Here is a 17,199-nt window from a genome sequence, read left to right as displayed (position 1 = left end):
ATTGTCGTGATAACCTCGTCAATAATTAACTCAATGGATAGAATTTCTAACCAATGAATATTGATCTCAATGCTGTCTCGACATTCTGCCTTGTTGCCGAGGAACGGAATTTTCGCGCCGTTGCCGATAGGCTGGGCGTGACCCGTTCCGCTGTCAGCCAGACCATTCGCAAGCTCGAAGAAACAATGGGAATTGCGCTGGTGCAACGGACCACCCGCAGCGTCAGCCTGACGGAAGCGGGACAGCAGCTTTACGCCGATGCCTCGCCGTCCATAGGCGCGATCTCGCTTGCAGCGCAGGCGGCCTCATCGCTCGGCGGCACGGTGCGCGGTCAACTTCGGCTCGCCGTTTCCTCCATTGCTGAGCGCTTCTTATCCGGCCCCCTGCTCGCGAGTTTTGCCGAGTCGCATCCACAGGTGCAGCTCGATATCGTCGTGACGGATGAGGAATTCGATATCGTTGCGGAGCATTACGACGCGGGCGTGCGACTGGGAGAGCTTATCGAACAGGATATGATCGCCGTTCCCGTCTCGGTTCCACAGCGGCAGCTGGCCGTGTGCTCGCCGCACTATCGGAACCGCTTCGGCCTGCCGACGCAGCCCCGCGAATTGATAGAGCACAGGTGTATCGGCTGGCGACCCCGCCCGGGCGTGGCGCCATACAGGTGGGAATTTGCGGAAAACGGCCGGGAATTTGCCGTGGCGGTGGAGCCTGATTTCACCACCAACGACATGCAACTGATGATAAAGCTCGCCTGTGCCGGTGCGGGCATCACCTTCGGCATGGAAGAGACGTTCCGGCCCTATCTGGAGCGCGGAGAGCTTGTTCCCATGCTGGAAGACTATTCACCCAGCTTCGCAGGGTTCTATCTCTATTACCCCAGCCGTCGAAACCTCGCGCCGAAGCTGCGCGCCTTCATCGATCATGTCCGCTTGTCGAGGGAGCGCTGATCTGCCGGATATTACCCCGGCAGATCGTCGGAAAAACATGATTACTTCTTCTGGGAAACCAGCGAGAAATAGGCACCCTGGGGATCGACGCAATTGACGATCCAGCTATCGCCGGGCACTTCCATCGGGCCGTTGACGACCTGTCCGCCGCCGGCGCTGACGCGGGTGACGGCATCATCGATACCGTCCACGTTGAAGTAATAACCCCAATGGCAGACGGGAACCTCCGGCATGCGTTTCATGACGCCGCCGACGGCCTTGCCGTTATGGGCGAAGATGCGGTAGGGGCCCATTTCGCCCATGTCGAAATCGTGGTCCTTGGTCCAGCCGAAGACTTCACCATAAAAGGCCATGGCCTCGTCGACATTGTCGGTGAAGAGTTCATACCAGCCGACATGGCCCTGCTTTGCCTGCTTGTCTTCAGGGAAGCCGCCGGTTTCCATCGGCTGCGGCGTCATGATGCAGAGCACCGCGCCGAAGGGATCGGCAACAACGGCGAAGCGGCCGATTTCGGGAATATCCTGCGGCGGACGCCTGACCGCGCCGCCCTTCTCGGCGAAAAGCCTCGCCGTGGCGTCCACATCGTCGACATCGACATAAGCGGTCCAGTTGGGCGGAATGCCCTGACCCTTGTGTTCGTCGGTCAGTTCCATGACCCCGCCCATGCCGCAGCCGTCGGCCTCCAGCACGAGATAGGGCATTTCCGGCGAGCCGAAATCCTTGGTCTGCCAGCCGACGACATGACCGTAAAAGCGGGCGGCCGCTTCCATGTCGGGCGTCATCAATTCAACCCAGATGAATTTTCCATGCGTATCGGACATTTTCGTCTCCTGTGGACGGTTTGGCGAGGTGTTCGGCGCGCACCCGCCGCAGGACGCGGCGGCGCTGTTATCGACGGGCAATACCGGCCGGGCATCAGGCCTTGCGGCGGAATTCCGATGTCATGAAGGTCTTGAATGTGCCGTCCGGCTGCCTGACGCTGCCGGAAAAGCTGCGGTGATTGTCGTCATGCAGCACCAGCACGTCGTGATAGGTAGCGGTTCCGCCGGAACCGTCGAAGGCCGGGCCTTCCGCTTCCAGCGTCAGGGTCTTGCCGTCATCTTCCAGCCAGCCCTTGTAGACCCAGAGATTGGTCATCATCGACCCTACCCAGGTGCCGACGAAATTGCCCTTGGCCGGGTCGAAGCCGACCGTGATCACCGCCGTCATATCCGTACCATCAGGCATCTTGCCGGTGCCGTTGCCGATGATCCACAGACCGCCGACGGAGCGGACGGTTTCGGTGAATTGCTGCGACGGGTCGCTGGCGTCGTAGTTCTCATGGCCGGAACTGGAGGTCATGATCCAGTCCCCGACGATTCTCTTGAGGAATTCATGTTCCTTCTGCGGCTTGGCAATTTCCATTTCCATTGTCTTCTCCTCCTCATCCGTCCGTTTTCAGTGGCAGCAGGCCGCCGCCTTCGGCGCGTCCTCGTACTGGTCGTGGCGACGCACCCAATCCATTACCTCATCTTCATTACGGCCCTTTGGCACCAGGTCGAGCAGCATCAGCGTGCCGAGCGTCTGTTCCGCACCGCGGGCGTAAGTGGAATAGGTATGGTAGATCTTACCGTCATCGCCCTTGGCGAAAACGCTGATGCCGTGCAGGTCCTTCAGGTCGCCATAGGGCGCCATGTTACGGTAATTATAGGTGATTTCGCCTTTGGCCATGTCCTCGTCGCGGAACGAGGCCTGATAATCATAGTTGAAATCGCCGCCCTCGGCCGAAACCCAGGGGAATTTCCAGCCCATGCGGTTTTTGTAGCTTTCGATCTTCTCAAGCGGCGCACGCGACACGGCGACGAAACCCGCATCGCCATGCTTGAGGTGGATCAGCGCACCATCGACGTGATCGGCAAAAAAGGAGCAACCGACGCAGCCCTCCTCCCAGTCCGGTGCCAGCATAAAGTGATAGACGATGAGCTGACTGCAGCCGCCGAACAGTTCCGTGAGCGACTTGGGGCCGGAAGGGGCATCGAAGATATAATCCTTCGTCACCTCTTCCCAAGGCAGCGCACGCCGGGCCTCGTTCAGCCTGTCGCGGGCGCGGGTCAGTTCCTTTTCCTTCACCAGCAGGTCGCGGCGGGCCGCAAGCCACTCCTCTTTCGAAACGACGGGATGAGACATGATCTTTCCTCCTTGGATCCGTCTTTCACTGCGGCTTCGCCTCTCCGTGGCGGGCGCCGCGCATCTCTGTGTTGAAATCCGAGAAATGGAGCCACAGAGCATCAAGTTCCGCTTGACTATTTAGGTTGATATCAACATATTTAGCGCATGTCAAACGCCAACGCGATTCCTTTTTCGACAACTCTTCTTGTGCGCGATTCCTGCCTGTGCCTGCATGCGCAGCGCGCGGCGCGGGCGCTGGCACGGCTGTTTGATAATGCGCTGAAGCCGGTGGGCATCAATAATGGCCAGTTTTCGCTGCTGATGTCGCTGAACAGGCCGGAGCCGCCGCCAATGGGGCCGGTCGCCAATCTTCTGGCGATGGACCGCACGACGCTGACGGCGGCGCTGAAGCCGCTGGAACGGCGCGGGCTGGTCAGCATTGAGCAGGACCCGAAGGACAAGCGCGGCAAACGGTTGCGGCTGACGGCTGACGGGATGGCCGTGCTCGCCGCCGCCTTCCCCATCTGGCAGCAGACCCATGCGGAAATAGAAGCCAAGATTGGCAGCGGCGACCCTGAAAGGTTGCGCCGCGATCTTGTCGACCTCGGCTGACAGGATTGACGGCATGGCGCCACTTTTGTCGGCGAAAATGTCATCCGGCCGTCGTGCCGGGGAGCGACACTACGAAGAAAGCGCAATCAAGGAGGAATGATCATGCGTGCAATCGTTTTTGTGAAAGCCACCAAAAGCAGCGAAGACGGCGTGATGCCAACGACGGAGCTAATTGAGGCGATGGGTAAATTCAACGAGGAACTGGTCAATGCCGGCATCATGCAATCCGGCGATGGCCTGCACCCCTCCTCCAAAGGCAAACGCGTGATTTTCGACGGCGACAGCCGCACCGTAGTCGATGGCCCCTTCCCGCATACCAACGAGTTGGTCGCCGGTTTCTGGATATGGCACGTGAAGGACATGGATGAGGCCGTGGAATGGGTGAAGCGCTGCCCGAACCCGATGCTGGAGAAGAGCGAAATCGAAATCCGCCCGATGTTCGAGATGGAAGACTTCGGCGATGCCGTGACGCCCGAGATCGCCGCCCATGTGGAAGAACTGCGCGCGCGTGTCGGCAAACAATGATGCCAGCGCGCTGAACAAATCCGCGTAAAATGATCCGGTGCGGCACCTGTCACCCTCCCGTCAGGGATGGATCCGGCCGCACCGCCCTTCCCAAATCTTCACCCTTCTCTAATCGGGTTGCCATGGATCACCACCGCTGGTAATGGTCAGTTGGTTCAACTCGTTTCAAGAAAGGAGGCTTCGCATGGATATTTCCTGCTTCTGGCGCAATCGTCAGCTCTGCCACCTTTTTGCCCTGCGGACACGTTTGCAGGGCTGACCGGAACAACCACCCTCTGGTTTGCCCAAAAGGCCGCGCAGGACGCAGTTTGTCTGCCATTGCGCATAGTTTCACGACGGATCACCGAGAACCGAAACCCGTCCTGCACGCGCAGGCAACGGTACGGGTCCGTCTTTGCCAGAGACGACATCATGACCATCATCACGCTGCGCAACCTCGGAATCATTCTGGGCAAGCCGCTTTTTTTCAATCTCAACCTCACCATCAATGCGGGAGACCGCATCGGCATCGTCGCCGCCAATGGCTGTGGCAAATCCACCCTGCTTAACTGCCTCGCGGGTGACATGGAACCCACCAGCGGCGACATCACCCGGCTGCGCGGGCTGACGCAGTCGATCGTCCACCAGCACCTACCCTTGCCGCTAATGGAACGGACGATGCGCGACGCCGTGCTTTCCGCCCTGTCGGCGGACACGATCGACAGCGACAGCTGGCGCGCCGACATGATCTTCGATGCCATGTTGGTGCCCGAACCGTTCCGCGAGCGGCGGCTGAAAGAACTGAGCGGCGGCTGGCAAAGGCTTGCCATGCTGGCCAAAGCCTGGATCACCGAACCTGACGTGCTGCTGCTCGACGAGCCGACCAACCATCTCGACCTCGAAAAAATCAACGTGCTGGAAAGCTGGCTTGGGGAACTGCCGCGCGATACGGCCGTCATCATCGTCAGCCATGACCGCGCATTTCTCGACAACGTCACCCGGACCACCCTCTTTCTGCGACCGGAAAACTCGGCGCTGTTCCGCCTGCCCTATGGCCATGCGCGCGCGGCGCTGGAGGAGGAGGATGCCGCCGATGAGCGGCGTTTCCAGCGCGACATGAAAACCGCGCAGCAATTGCGCCGGCAGGCCGCCAAGCTCAACAATATCGGCATCAATTCCGGCAGCGACCTGCTGACCGTCAAGACCAGGCAATTGCGCGAGCGGGCGGAAAAGATCGAGGAAAAGGCGCGGCCCGCCCATATCGAGCGATCCGCCGGCAAGATCCAGCTCGCCAATCGCGGCACCCATGCCAGGGTTCTGGTCACTCTGGAAGATGTGCCGGTCTCGACGCCGGACGGGACAGTGCTGTTTCGCACCGGCCGGCAATTTATACGCCAGGGCGACCGTATCGTCATTCTCGGCCGCAACGGCGTCGGCAAGACAAGACTGATGTCGCTTCTGCAGGCGGCTGTATCGGGCGCAGCCCAGATACAGGACGGCATCAAGGCGACGCCCTCGCTGGTGGCCGGATATGTCGACCAGTCGCTCGCCGAGATCGATGACGACAGCACGCCCGTTTCACTGCTGTCCCGCCGCTTCGACATTGGCGACCAGCGCATCCATGGTCTGCTTGCCAGCGCCGGCATCGACATGGAAATGCAGAAACGCCGCATCGCCGCCCTTTCCGGCGGGCAGAAGGCGCGGCTTGCCATGCTGGCGCTCAGGCTGGCGGAGCCGAATTTCTACCTGCTGGACGAGCCGACCAACCATCTGGATATTGAGGGGCAGGAAGCGCTGGAGACGGAAATCATCAGCCGCGAAGCCAGCTGCGTGTTCGTCTCGCATGACAGGCGTTTCGTTCGGGCTGTCGGAACCCGCTTCTGGCTGATCGACAAGCGCAGGCTGGTGGAAGTCGACGATCCCGAAGGATTTTTCGCCTCGGCCTGATGGTTTTGAAAAGCAAACGCCCGTCAGCCCAAAAGGCTGGCGAGGCGTGGATCGCCGGCGAAATCCAAAACCGCAAAACCCGTTCTGCGCATCGGAAATTCGCAGAGCGCCTGCACCCCCGTTTTCGACAGGTGGATGCGCCAGCTCATCCGTTCCACCGGCGTCTTCGCGGCAAAAGCCGTCGGCGACAGAACTGCGATGTTGAGGCCGCCGGCGGGATCGCGCACCGAACGGTAGAGGATCGCCTCGATCTTCGCCAGACGTGCCTGATCGGCCAGCGCCTGGCATGGCTCGTAATTCTGCAGATCGGTCCACAGGCGAGTATCCCGGTTCAGTTCAGGTTTCGTCAGATTGAGCGCCGCATCGGTGGCGATACGTGCGGCGAAGGCGGAATAGTCGGCGGGATTGGCAGGCAGCGGCGTTCCGGGCGATTCGGCATAAAACAGCAGCCGGTAAAAGGCCATTTCGGCCAGCGCCGTCTCCACTTTTTGGGCGGCGTAATAAACGCCTTCGGTATAGCCCGCGCGACGGAAGCGCGAACCATGCGGATAGGCGGCTCCATACCGGAAGGGCGTGGCGAGAAGATAATCGAAACCGGCGCAATCAGGCGGAAACGGCCGCTTGCTGGTCTCCAGAATATCTTCCAGCAGGGATTGCTCCTCCACCGTATCCACCAGTTTCATGGTGGAAACCTGATGCTGCGCTTCCACCAGCCGCCAGTATTTTCCCGATACGGTGCGTTTTTCAGACAGGAGCGCGTCGGGCGTCCAGATAGGAGAGGACATCGATCAATCCGGTAATGGTGGTGAGCCTTTCGGCAGGCACGGCATCAAGCGCCGTATTGTGATTGCGCAGCCAGTTTTTGGCCGTTGCCTCATCGCCACCGGTAATCGCATCCAGCGAACGAAACACCCGGATCAGCAGCACCGCAAGCTCGAAGGACTTGGCGCCCGGTTCCAGCAGGAAATCGAGCCGCTTCATGCGCGACACGGTGGGGGCGGAAACGCCGAGAATATCGGCCGTGCGAGCGGCATTGAGGCCCAGCCGCTCGGCGGCGGCGATAACGGCCTTGGTAACGACCCTGCCCTGTGAGGCGGGATCCATGGCGCTCTTGGCGTGAATATTCATGGCGCATATCCTTTCCTTGGAAAGAATATAGCATTTTTCTTTCTGCAAACAAGAAGGCCGGGATAAACCCGGCCTCATTGTTCACATGGATTGCTCCCGCGAATTGGATCAGGCCACCGAGACCGGCACTTCCGTGGAGGTGCGCATGGCGTGGCTGTAGGGGCAGACGATGTGAGCGGCGGCAACCAGCTTTTCGGCAACTTCGCGCTCGACGCCCGGAATATTGGCCTTCAGCGACACTTCGATGCCGAAACCGCCGCCATCTTCGCGCGGGCCGATGCCGACGGTCGCCGTCACAGTCGTGTCTTCAGGAATTTTTACTTTTTCCTTGCCGGCGACAAATTTCAGCGCACCCAGGAAGCAGGCGGAATAACCGGCCGCAAAAAGCTGCTCCGGATTGGTGCCACGGGCGCCATCGCCGCCCAGTTCCTTCGGAACGGTGAGGGTGACGTCGAGAACGCCGTCTTCCGACTTGGCGTTGCCGGCGCGGCCACCGGTGGCGGATGCTTTGGTCGTGTAGAGAATGGGCATGGCATTTACTCCTTCGGGTTGGTGTGAATATCTTGTAGACCACAATTAAATTGTGCGCAATATAATTTTGCACATTGAATGCGATTTTGTTTTTTGCGATAATTTTCAAGAAATTTCGCCGCGCATCCATGCGGCAGGAACCGAAAGCGGGGGCTGATTGTTCCCTCCCCGGTTGATTTTGGAGCAGGAAAATGGACGCAGCGGGCGACGAGAAGACAATGGAAAGCCTGTTGAGGCTGGACCAGCAGATATGTTTTGCCCTTTATGGCGCGGCGCACGCCTTCACGCGCGCCTATAAGCCGTTGCTCGACCCGATCGGGCTGACCTATCCGCAATATCTTGTCATGATGGCGCTATGGGAAAAGGAGACATCCACCGTCAAGGCGCTCGGCGAAATGCTGGGCCTCGATTCGGGCACGTTGTCGCCGCTGCTGAAACGGCTCGAACATGCGGGGCTGATCACCCGCAAACGCGGCACGGTGGACGAGCGGCAGGTGCTGGTGGCGCTGACGCCTAAAGGCGCCGACCTCAAGAAAGAGGGCGTGAAGATCATGGCAGCAATCGGCGGCGCCACCGGCTGCGGGCTGGAGGAACTGGCCCAGCTGCGGGACCGGGTGAATGCGTTGAAGGATGGCCTTTCGAGGGGTTGATCCCCTGAAAAACAAGGGGTCGGAAAGGATTTATTAACTAGTTCCCGATAAAGTTGCATTTATATTTTATGCAGCTAATATGATTTGCAGCTGCATTTCCAGCCCCAAAAGCCGATGAAGGCATTTTGCGGCAGATTTCAAAAGGCATATTGATGACTTTGATCTCTGCGAATTCGATGGCATTGACCATTCTCAATCAAATTTTTTCCACGCGGGACATCTCACAGAATAGAGCCGCTAACTCGATCCTCAATATTGTCGCAGACAGCCCGCAGAAGACTGCGCAAGCCATTGACACGATCGTATCGCTTGCTTCCCGCGTTACCAAAGTAAAACAGGAGACTGTTGCCACAAAGGAGATAGTCTCCGCCGCCATTCCGCAGGCAACGGTAAGCGCGATGAACGCCGCGGCGACGTATATAATGTCGTCCTCTTACATCAAGCCGATCGAACGGACAGCGGAGAATGCAGAAGCGATTGTAAAGGAGCTAATATCCATGGCTTCGAGAGCCAGTCCGCGCCAAGTATCAAAAATCATTGTGCCAGCGCGCGAAGAGTACGATGCCCAGTACACTGAGTGGGGTGCAAAACGCATCGCGAATGGTGAGGATGAGGCGCTTGTGAAAAAGCAGGTCGCGTATTTTATCAGTGACCGAGTTTACGAAGGCCAAGTCAAAATGGCGGAACTCAACAACTCTCTCGATGGAACATATTGCGAAGTGTCGAGACAGTATATGCATGACAGCGAAAAAGCGCTTAAGGAATTTTTCGGTTCCGCCATAGTTCTTAAACTGGGTGAAAATGGTCAGGTGTCGGTTACACCCGGTACGCTATATTACGGCAACGGGCAGAAAATGGTTGAGTACAAAGAAACCGGCGAACTGGAAATTTTCGACAAAATGGGGAGCTTGGTAAAAGCCTACAAAAAATCGGAACTCCAGTCGTATTCAAGTTGAGAGTGCCCCGTCGGTTTTCCGACGGAGCGCCGACCCTTTAACTCATGCAAGCAAGCCAAATTCAAACATAGAAGGGACCAGTGATGCAGCCGAGACGTCAGAAAGCACAATTTGCAAACCGTCCACGCTAATATTGGCGTGTCCGTTGACACCGTCTGCAATCACAAGATCCGCAAAATCGTCTGCTATCGCGGTGTCAAACCGTATTCTATCACTTCCTAACTGGAAGTCTTTGATAGTGTCTTGCGCGCTCCTGATGGAAAAATAGAACGTGTCAGCGTCAGCCCCACCCCAAAGAACGTTTTCACCATCTCCACCTTCGATCAAATCGCTGCCTGCGCCTCCGTCGAGAACATCGTTTCCAGCTCCGCCGCGCAACTGGTCATTTCCAGCTTCACCAAATAGCTTGTCTGCGCCGTCCCCACCGCTCAGCTGGTCGGTTCCAGTCCCACCATAAAGACTGTCATCGCCTCCATCGCCATACAGAAGGTCGTTACCACCTTGGCCGTTAAGGTAGTCGTTTCCATCACCACCATAGAGCTTATCGTTCCCGGCCGCGTTCAAATCCGCAACCCAGCGATTAGCACTGGTAGAGTCGCCGAATAGTCTGTCATTGCCACCATTGCCGTAAAGCGTGTCGTTCCCGCCATCGCCTTGAACTGTCTCACCGAGCCTGCCGCCGATGAACGTATTATCGTTCGCCCTGCCATAGATCGTAACGCTGGAATCCATGTACTTAACACTCGAAAAATCAACTTTTCCTGCAAAGTAGACGGGCTCCACCGGCCATTGGCTAAACTGATTGAATTGAATTTTTTCAATACTGCTCAAGCCATTATCGGCAATCATGATGGCGGTCCACGAGTAGCCCGACGTTGGAGAGACATAAATTCTATCCTCCCCTTCACCGCCATAAAACCGCTCCCACCCGTTCTGGACTCCACCTAGACCGCCAAACGCACTGCCACCAAGCTGAAACGTATCGTTCCTAACCGCGCCGTAACGATCACCATAATAACCCGTATTCATTATAACAAAAAATGGCCGCAGCACGTTTCGTGTTGCAGCCATTATTTTTCAGCTCGGTCAGCTTATGTACTGAATGTGGTTCGGATGCTCCGTCAGCTTACTGCCACACCACCACACGCGCCTTTTGCGGCACGCGGTCGTAGAGGTCGATGACGTCCTGGTTCATCAGGCGCACACAACCGGAGGAGACGGCCTTGCCGATGGAGTTCCATTCCGGCGAGCCGTGCAGGCGGTAGAGCGTGTCCTTGCCGTTCTGGAAGATATAAAGGGCGCGCGCGCCGAGCGGGTTCTTCAGGCCGGGCGGCATGCCACCGTTCTTGGAAGAATATTTGGTGAGTTCCGGCTGGCGGGCGACCATTTCGTCCGGCGGGGTCCATTTCGGCCATTTCTGACGCCACTGGATGACGCCCTCGCCCGACCAGGCGAAACCTTCGCGGCCGATGCCGACGCCGTACCGCATGGCGCTGCCGCCCGGCTCCACCACGTAAAGGAAGCGCGAACGCGTATCGACGACGACGGTGCCGGGGCGTTCGCCGGTCGGATCGACAACCCGCTGGCGATAATAACGGCGGTCGATCTTCTGATAGGGCACGGCGGGAATGACGTAACCGCCATCCTCAACAGAGCCGTACATGACGGCCAGTTCCGCATCGCTGACGCCCGGCGAGAACATCTGCCGGAAATCGCTGCCGATGGCGCCTGCCTGCTGGCGAATGGCACCTCCCGGACCGGATGAGGCACAGCCTGCGAGAAGCGAAGCGGAGGAGATGCCGAGAAGGGAAAGGAAGGTGCGTCTGGAAAAATCTGTGTCGGTACTTGTCATAAGGCCGGGTTGTCCCACATTTCGAACGGCTATACCGCCGTTGTACGTCATTTGTTCCGTTTCATGCGTATTGCGAAAATAGTTAACCGACCGCTAAAAGCCAGTCACAAGGCGCCGGCGGAATGGGTCTGGCAACTCTTTCTTTTAGAACGTGTTCAGATAACCACAATCTGCGCCCCTTGCGGCACACGCTCATAGAGATCGATCACATCCTGATTGAGCATGCGCACGCAGCCGGAGGACGTCGCCTTGCCCACGGATTGCCAGTCCGGCGTGCCGTGCACGCGGTACAGCGTGTCCTTGCCGTCCTTGAAAATATAAAGCGCGCGCGCACCGAGCGGATTGTTGAGACCTGGCGTCATGCCGCCATTGGCAGCGGAGATGGAGGCGAGTTCCGGCTGGCGCTTGACCATTTCATCCGGCGGCGTCCAGCGCGGCCATTTTGCCTTCCACTGGATTTTGCCGCGACCCGACCAGGCATAACCGTCGCGCCCCAGCCCAACGCCGTAACGGATCGCCTTGCCGCCGGACTGCACGAGATAAAGAAAATGCTGCTTCGTATCGACCACGATGGTGCCCGGCGCTTCCGCCGTCTGGTAGCTCACTTCCTGCCTGAGATAACGCGGATCGATGCGGCCATAGGGAATGGCCGGCAACGAGCGGTCATCGTCGCGGATCGGGCCATATATGACCCGGTGCAGCGGATTGGAAACCGGCAGGCCATAAGCCATGGCCTGACCACGTCCCTGAGGGGCGTTATAACCTTGCACCTGTGGGGCTTGCAGCCCCTGGCCGCGCACTGGAGGACCGTATTCCTGATGGAAGCGGGTTCTGAACAGATCCGGCGGGCGGGTTGAAAGCTGGCCCGGCTGCGGCGGCAGTTCCGGCTGGCGATTGGAGCTGACGGAGTTGAAATTGAACACCGGCGCCGTTTCCCTGACGAAAACATCCGGGTCCATCCGGGTCGTATCCGTCACGAAAAGGCAACCGCCCAGCAGCGGCAGAACCGCAAGAGCCATCAGAGAGGCCGCCCGGCGACCATTTTTCAAAAGGAGTGCTATCATCTGAACCGCTTCATGGAATCCAATCTGCCGGCATGATGGACCCCGCGGCTGGCGCGAAGCTGGCGTCGTTTTTTCAAAAAAAATCGAAAAACCGCATTTTTCCTCTTGAAGCTCTAGTCGCTAGAGGTGCCAGATTGGCTGTCGAGTGGAATTCAGGAGCGAACCATGAATATTTCGACACGCGGCAGTTTGAACGGAGCATCGGAGGACCTGACCTTTTCGGTCGGCGGCATGGATTGCGGCAGCTGCGCGGCGAAGATCGAAACCGCGCTCTCCCGCCTGCCCGGCGTCGGCGACGTCAAGGTTTCCGTCGCTCGCGAAAGGCTGAACCTTTCGCTGGCCGAGAACAAGACTCCGGTCGAAAAGATCGAGGATACGTTGCGCAAGCTCGGCTTCAAGCCCGCTCTGCTGCCGCGCGACAAAGCGCCCGCTGCAAAGGTCGAAGCCGATCATCATGATCATTCCTCCTGCGGCGGCCACCACCATGACGAGGCCGAAACGGGCGCGGACAAGAGCAACGCGCTGATCTTTTCAGTCGGCGGGATGGATTGCGGTAGCTGCGCGGCCAAGATCGAAACCGCGCTTTCCCGTTTGCCCGGCGTCGGCGACGTCAAGGTTTCGGTGGCCCGCGAAAGGCTGAACCTCTCGCTTGCCGAGAACAAGACCCCGGTCGACAAAATCGAGGATACGCTGCGCAAGCTCGGCTTCAAACCCGCTCTGCTGCCGCAGGAAAAGACCGCACGCGAAAAGACGCCGGATCATAAGCACGAACATGACCATGATCACGCGACATGCGGTGGCCATCACGATCACGACCATTCCGGGCATGATCACGCAGCACACGACCATTCGGGACACGAGCACCATTCCTGTAACGGGCATGACCACGATCACTCCGGCCACGATCACTCCGGCCATGATCATTCAGGTCACGATCACGGACACGACCATGCGGGCCACTCCCACGCTGCCGCGCCGGCCGCCGCAAGCCAGAGCGCCGAGATAGGGCACGCCCATGGCGCGGACGAAAAAGGTGCATGGTGGCGCACCGCCAAGGCGCGCAACACCTTCACCGGCACCATTCTGGTCGCGATTGCCTATGCGGCGGAACTGACCTTCCCGGCCTGGGGAAGTTACGCCTTCGTCGTCGCGACGCTCGCCACGCTTTTCCCCATCGCGAAGAACGCCGTCAACGCCGCCCGTTTCGGCGCTGTCTTCACCATTGAGATGCTGATGACGATTGCCGCCATCGGCGCGATCATCATCGGCGAGGCGGAAGAGGCGGCCATCGTCGTGCTGCTCTTCTCCGTCGGCGAATTGCTGGAAGGTTTTGCGGCCGCCCGCGCTCGCTCCGGCATCAAGGCGCTCGGTTCGCTCTTGCCAAAAACCGCGATGGTTGAGGAAAACGGATCGCTTCGGCAGATCTCCGCCGATCAGGTGCGCATCGGCCAAGTGGTCGTGGCGCGCCCCGGCGACCGTATCGCCGCCGACGGCGTAGTCATGGAAGGCCAGTCCAGCGTCGACGAATCGCCGATGACCGGCGAGAGCATTCCGGTCGCGAAAGAAAAGGGCGACCGAGTCTTCGCCGGCTCGATCAACCATGACGGTTCGCTGCGCATCCGTGTCGACCGCGCGCCGGAAGACAACACCATTGCCCGCATCATCACGCTTGTCGAAGAAGCCCAGGACGCCCGCGCCCCGACCGAACGCTTCATCCAGAGCTTCTCGCGTTATTACATGCCGCTAATCGTCGCGATCTCGGTGCTGACCATCGTCGTTCCGCCGCTTGTGGGCCTCGGCGACTGGGATACCTGGATTTATCGCGGTCTCGCGCTGCTCCTCATCGGTTGCCCCTGCGCGCTGGTCATCTCCGTTCCCGCGGCGATTGCCTCCAGCCTTTCGGCTGCAGCACGCCACGGCATGCTGGTGAAGGGTGGTGCTGTCATCGAGATGCTGGCGCGCACCGAAACCGTCGCCTTCGACAAGACCGGCACGCTGACGCTCGGTGAGCCCGTCGTGACGGATGTGATCGCGCTTGACGGCAACGAGGCCGAACTGATTGCGCAGGCCGCGACCATCGAAAACGAGTCGAGCCACCCGCTCGCCCGCGCCATCGTCAATCATGCCGAAAAGGCCGGCGTGAAGCCCCTGCCCGGCTCCAACATCAAGGCGATTTCCGGTCGCGGCATGCAGGGCACTGTCGGAGGCAAGGAGCTGTTCATCGGCGCACCGCGCTTTGCGACTGAGGTCGGAACGCTCTCGAAGGACCTTTCCGATCGCATTTCCGCGCTGGAAAGCGAAGGCAAGACGGTGGCTGTCGTGATGACCGGCGGCGCGGCAAGCGGCCTCTTCGCCATGCGCGACGAGCCGCGCAAGGATGCGGCCGAAGGTGTGAAAGCGCTGAAGGATATGGGCATTTCCTCGCTGATGCTGTCGGGCGACAATGCCCGCACCGCACGCGCCATCGGCAACAAGCTGGGCCTTGAGGCGCGCGGCGAACTGCTGCCGCAGAACAAGGTCGAGGAAATCCGCAAGCTGGCCGAAAAGAAAACCGTTGTCATGGTGGGCGACGGCATCAACGATGCCCCTGCCCTTGCTGCCGCCAGCGTCGGTGTCGCCATCGGTTCCGGTACGGATGTGGCGATGGAGGCGGCGGATGCGGCGCTGATGCGCAACAATGTCGGCGACGCCGCGCGCCTCATCGGCCTGTCACGCGCCACCATGAGCAATATCCGCCAGAACGTAACCATCGCGCTTGGTCTGAAAGCGGTCTTCCTGGTGACCACCGTAACCGGCGTTTCAGGCCTGTGGCTCGCCGTTTTCGCCGACACCGGCGCGACGGTTCTGGTCACCGCCAACGCTATGCGGCTGCTCGGCTATTTCAACCGCAAGGGCTGAAATTCCATTTGCGTGCACGACGGCCGGGCCTCGTCCATCGAGGCCCGGCCGTCTTATTTACGGCATATTGACAAACTAATTGCGTCCAATACATACCGCGTACCGCCGTTTTCCACGCGCGTGACAAACGATTCCACGCGCAGGAGCGCTGACATTGGCAAAGACTGGCTATAACCGCATTGCGTATCGCGCGATCAAAATCGGCGGCAATATCGTGAAGGTTATTTTCTCCATCGATCTGTTTTTGCGGCCAGGCAGAAGAAAAACGCTTCCGCAGTATCGGCCCGCCAGGCGCAGCCCGAAATCGGAAAAAGCCATTCCCCGCATCATCTGGCAGACCAATTACTCCAACCGGGTAACGACGCCGATCTATGCGAATTTCCTGTTCAACCGTTGGCTGACGCCGGAATTCGAATATCGCTATCATGATGACGAGGCATGCCAGGCCTATATCGACCGGCATTTTCCCGGACGTTACGCCGATGCCTTCCGCCGCCTGCAGGTGGGCGCCGCCAAGGCCGATTTCTGGCGTATTCTGGTGCTTCTGCAGGAAGGCGGCATCTATCTCGATATCGATTCCAATTTTGCGGCTCGCCCGGAAGATGTGATCGGCACGGATGAAGAAGCCGTTTTCATTGCCATGAAAGACGGCGAAATCACAAATTACTTCATGGCATCAAAACCCGGCCACCCGGCGCTCAGGCTGATAGCCGATCGTATTGCCCAGAATATCGAAGACGGGACGCTCGTCAGCGTCTATGACATGACCGGCCCGACGGTGGTGCATGCCGTCGTCAAGGAACTGGGCCTGCCTGTCCGCAATTACCGCGAAATGTGTACCCAGGGGCAGTTCACCAACAAGCGCGCCCAATATGCCGACAAGAAGGACGGCGCATGGTGGGCGGAGCAGGCCAAAACCGCAATCGTCAAAAACTAGCGGCGGCCTTTCTGCTGGAGGCGAAACTGGCGCCTCAGGCGAAACTGTTGAAAAAGCGGATGCTTTCCTCGACCGCATGCGGCACAACACCATTATGGGTGCCGGGCAAGAGCTTTTTGTCGACCTTGAAACCCGATGTCAGGGCGCGATCCACGAAAAGCTGGTGATCGGCATCGAAAGGCCGTTCCTCCGTGCCCCGCAAAAGCAGCGCCGGACATTTGAGGCTGGGGCCGAAACAGACGGAGGAGCGCATGATGAATTCGCGCTCGTCGGTCTCGTCGAAACAGATCTCGTCGCTATAGCGGTTGAAATAACGCCAGGAACTGACGCCGGCGGAGATGGGTGCTGCGGCGCGAAACGTCCGGCTCATTGCAGCCAGAAGCGTCAGCGTGCCGCCATTGGAATGGCCAGCGATGAAGAAGCGGTTTCTGTCGATGCCGGGAAGTTTTTCCAGATAGGCGGCGGCGGCCAGCGCATCCGTCGTTTCGTCGTAAAAGCCGGAATAATTGCCGCTCTGGCCGTTTTCACCACGGAAGGATGGCAGAAGCACGACATAGCCCGCTTCCCAATAGGGCTTCATCAGCGCCCAATGGCCGTCCCCGGTGGCGTTGCCGCCATGGAGGAAAAGAACGGCGGGCTTTAGCGTTTTTGAGGGCTGGTAGCGGGAGAGCCACGCGACAAGCGCAATGGAACCGTCCGGCCCGCCCGGATAGGTGATCCGTGTCGCCCCGGGCGGCGTGCCGAGCGCGGAAGATTTTTCCGGTGCCGGCATTTTTCGCAGGAGATGGGTGTGGAAATGCCGACGCGCCACCGCATAATCCTGCCGCTCCAGCGGCAGCACCTCTGGCGCAGCAATGCCCGCTTTCGCACGGGGTGGTAAAAATGCGGACGCTGACAGCCCCATGGCGCCGGCCACAAGGCTTCGCCGCGTCAGGCCCGGCGAGATGGCGCCGCTCTTTTCCTGTCCGAAGGCTTGGGAAAGAAAGCGTTTGTCTGCCATATGGTCACCTGCGGGGGATGGT

General features: G+C 59.2%; 18 protein-coding genes. 8 read left to right on the top strand and 10 right to left on the bottom strand.

Annotated features, from left to right (window positions below; genetic code table 11):
* The first annotated feature begins 53 nt into the window (after positions 1-53).
* Positions 54-950, top strand: a complete 897-nt coding sequence (locus tag ACQZ48_RS06035) for a LysR family transcriptional regulator (RefSeq protein ID WP_137409928.1) — start codon at positions 54-56, stop codon at positions 948-950.
* Positions 951-991: 41 nt separating this feature from the next.
* On the opposite strand, the gene ACQZ48_RS06030 is transcribed toward ACQZ48_RS06035, so the two are convergent.
* The 3 genes from ACQZ48_RS06030 to ACQZ48_RS06020 all read right to left on the bottom strand — a co-directional run bounded on the left by ACQZ48_RS06030 (position 992) and on the right by ACQZ48_RS06020 (position 3,116).
* A complete protein-coding gene (locus ACQZ48_RS06030) occupies positions 992-1,771 on the bottom strand; it encodes a VOC family protein (RefSeq protein ID WP_077983017.1) in 780 nt (259 codons plus the stop codon).
* Positions 1,772-1,865: 94 nt separating this feature from the next.
* On the bottom strand, positions 1,866-2,360 hold the full coding sequence (locus ACQZ48_RS06025) for a DUF1579 domain-containing protein (RefSeq protein WP_448728670.1): 495 nt from the start codon (positions 2,358-2,360) through the stop codon (positions 1,866-1,868).
* Between the two features lie 27 nt (positions 2,361-2,387).
* A complete protein-coding gene (locus ACQZ48_RS06020; RefSeq protein ID WP_077982749.1) occupies positions 2,388-3,116 on the bottom strand; it encodes a DUF899 domain-containing protein in 729 nt (242 codons plus the stop codon).
* Between the two features lie 147 nt (positions 3,117-3,263).
* Between ACQZ48_RS06020 and ACQZ48_RS06015 the strand changes: the two genes are divergently transcribed.
* The 3 genes from ACQZ48_RS06015 to ACQZ48_RS06005 all read left to right on the top strand — a co-directional run bounded on the left by ACQZ48_RS06015 (position 3,264) and on the right by ACQZ48_RS06005 (position 6,161).
* The gene (locus ACQZ48_RS06015) at positions 3,264-3,710 is read left to right on the top strand and encodes a MarR family winged helix-turn-helix transcriptional regulator (RefSeq protein ID WP_077982750.1); all 447 of its coding nucleotides are present in this window, start codon (positions 3,264-3,266) and stop codon (positions 3,708-3,710) included.
* A gap of 102 nt (positions 3,711-3,812) precedes the next feature.
* On the top strand, positions 3,813-4,235 hold the full coding sequence (locus tag ACQZ48_RS06010) for a YciI family protein (RefSeq protein ID WP_077983018.1): 423 nt from the start codon (positions 3,813-3,815) through the stop codon (positions 4,233-4,235).
* Positions 4,236-4,646: 411 nt separating this feature from the next.
* A complete protein-coding gene (locus tag ACQZ48_RS06005; RefSeq protein ID WP_448728669.1) occupies positions 4,647-6,161 on the top strand; it encodes an ABC-F family ATP-binding cassette domain-containing protein in 1,515 nt (504 codons plus the stop codon).
* A gap of 23 nt (positions 6,162-6,184) precedes the next feature.
* Here the strand turns inward: ACQZ48_RS06005 and ACQZ48_RS06000 are convergent, their stop codons facing one another.
* From ACQZ48_RS06000 to ACQZ48_RS05990, 3 genes are all read right to left on the bottom strand, one after another.
* A complete protein-coding gene (locus ACQZ48_RS06000; protein ID WP_191216963.1) occupies positions 6,185-6,946 on the bottom strand; it encodes an RES family NAD+ phosphorylase in 762 nt (253 codons plus the stop codon).
* Positions 6,906-7,289, bottom strand: a complete 384-nt coding sequence (locus ACQZ48_RS05995) for an MbcA/ParS/Xre antitoxin family protein (protein ID WP_191216964.1) — start codon at positions 7,287-7,289, stop codon at positions 6,906-6,908. Before ACQZ48_RS05995 ends, ACQZ48_RS06000 begins: the two co-directional genes overlap by 41 nt.
* 108 nt (positions 7,290-7,397) lie before the next feature.
* On the bottom strand, positions 7,398-7,820 hold the full coding sequence (locus ACQZ48_RS05990; RefSeq protein ID WP_003509379.1) for an organic hydroperoxide resistance protein: 423 nt from the start codon (positions 7,818-7,820) through the stop codon (positions 7,398-7,400).
* 191 nt (positions 7,821-8,011) lie between these two features.
* Between ACQZ48_RS05990 and ACQZ48_RS05985 the strand changes: the two genes are divergently transcribed.
* The gene (locus ACQZ48_RS05985; RefSeq protein WP_191216965.1) at positions 8,012-8,470 is read left to right on the top strand and encodes a MarR family winged helix-turn-helix transcriptional regulator; all 459 of its coding nucleotides are present in this window, start codon (positions 8,012-8,014) and stop codon (positions 8,468-8,470) included.
* A gap of 176 nt (positions 8,471-8,646) precedes the next feature.
* The gene (locus tag ACQZ48_RS05980; protein ID WP_191216966.1) at positions 8,647-9,426 is read left to right on the top strand and encodes a hypothetical protein; all 780 of its coding nucleotides are present in this window, start codon (positions 8,647-8,649) and stop codon (positions 9,424-9,426) included.
* A 42-nt stretch (positions 9,427-9,468) separates the two neighbouring features.
* Here ACQZ48_RS05980 and ACQZ48_RS05975 read toward each other — a convergent pair whose 3' ends face one another.
* The 3 genes from ACQZ48_RS05975 to ACQZ48_RS05965 form a co-directional block, all read right to left on the bottom strand.
* A complete protein-coding gene (locus tag ACQZ48_RS05975; protein ID WP_173988360.1) occupies positions 9,469-10,497 on the bottom strand; it encodes a calcium-binding protein in 1,029 nt (342 codons plus the stop codon).
* Positions 10,498-10,552: 55 nt separating this feature from the next.
* Positions 10,553-11,278 carry a L,D-transpeptidase gene (locus ACQZ48_RS05970; protein ID WP_077982755.1) on the bottom strand — a complete coding sequence of 242 codons (726 nt, stop codon included), beginning with the start codon at positions 11,276-11,278 and terminating at the stop codon, positions 10,553-10,555.
* A 155-nt stretch (positions 11,279-11,433) separates the two neighbouring features.
* Positions 11,434-12,342, bottom strand: coding sequence for a L,D-transpeptidase (locus ACQZ48_RS05965; protein WP_137409924.1), 909 nt, complete (start codon positions 12,340-12,342; stop codon positions 11,434-11,436).
* 165 nt (positions 12,343-12,507) lie between these two features.
* Here ACQZ48_RS05965 and ACQZ48_RS05960 point away from each other — a divergent pair, with 165 nt between their 5' ends.
* Both ACQZ48_RS05960 and ACQZ48_RS05955 read left to right on the top strand, forming a co-directional pair.
* Complete coding sequence (locus ACQZ48_RS05960) at positions 12,508-15,240, top strand: heavy metal translocating P-type ATPase (RefSeq protein ID WP_191216967.1); 2,733 nt, start codon at positions 12,508-12,510, stop codon at positions 15,238-15,240.
* A gap of 154 nt (positions 15,241-15,394) precedes the next feature.
* Positions 15,395-16,177: a glycosyltransferase family 32 protein gene (locus tag ACQZ48_RS05955; protein WP_162520407.1), complete on the top strand. Its 783-nt coding sequence runs from the start codon at positions 15,395-15,397 to the stop codon at positions 16,175-16,177.
* 34 nt (positions 16,178-16,211) lie between these two features.
* Here the strand turns inward: ACQZ48_RS05955 and ACQZ48_RS05950 are convergent, their stop codons facing one another.
* Positions 16,212-17,177 carry an alpha/beta hydrolase family protein gene (locus ACQZ48_RS05950; protein WP_448728668.1) on the bottom strand — a complete coding sequence of 322 codons (966 nt, stop codon included), beginning with the start codon at positions 17,175-17,177 and terminating at the stop codon, positions 16,212-16,214.
* Positions 17,178-17,199 lie beyond the last annotated feature (22 nt).

This window comes from Agrobacterium sp. 22-209-1 (genome assembly GCF_053522485.1).
Note: the sequence above shows the minus strand (reverse complement) of the source record. Positions and strands in the feature narration are given on the sequence as shown.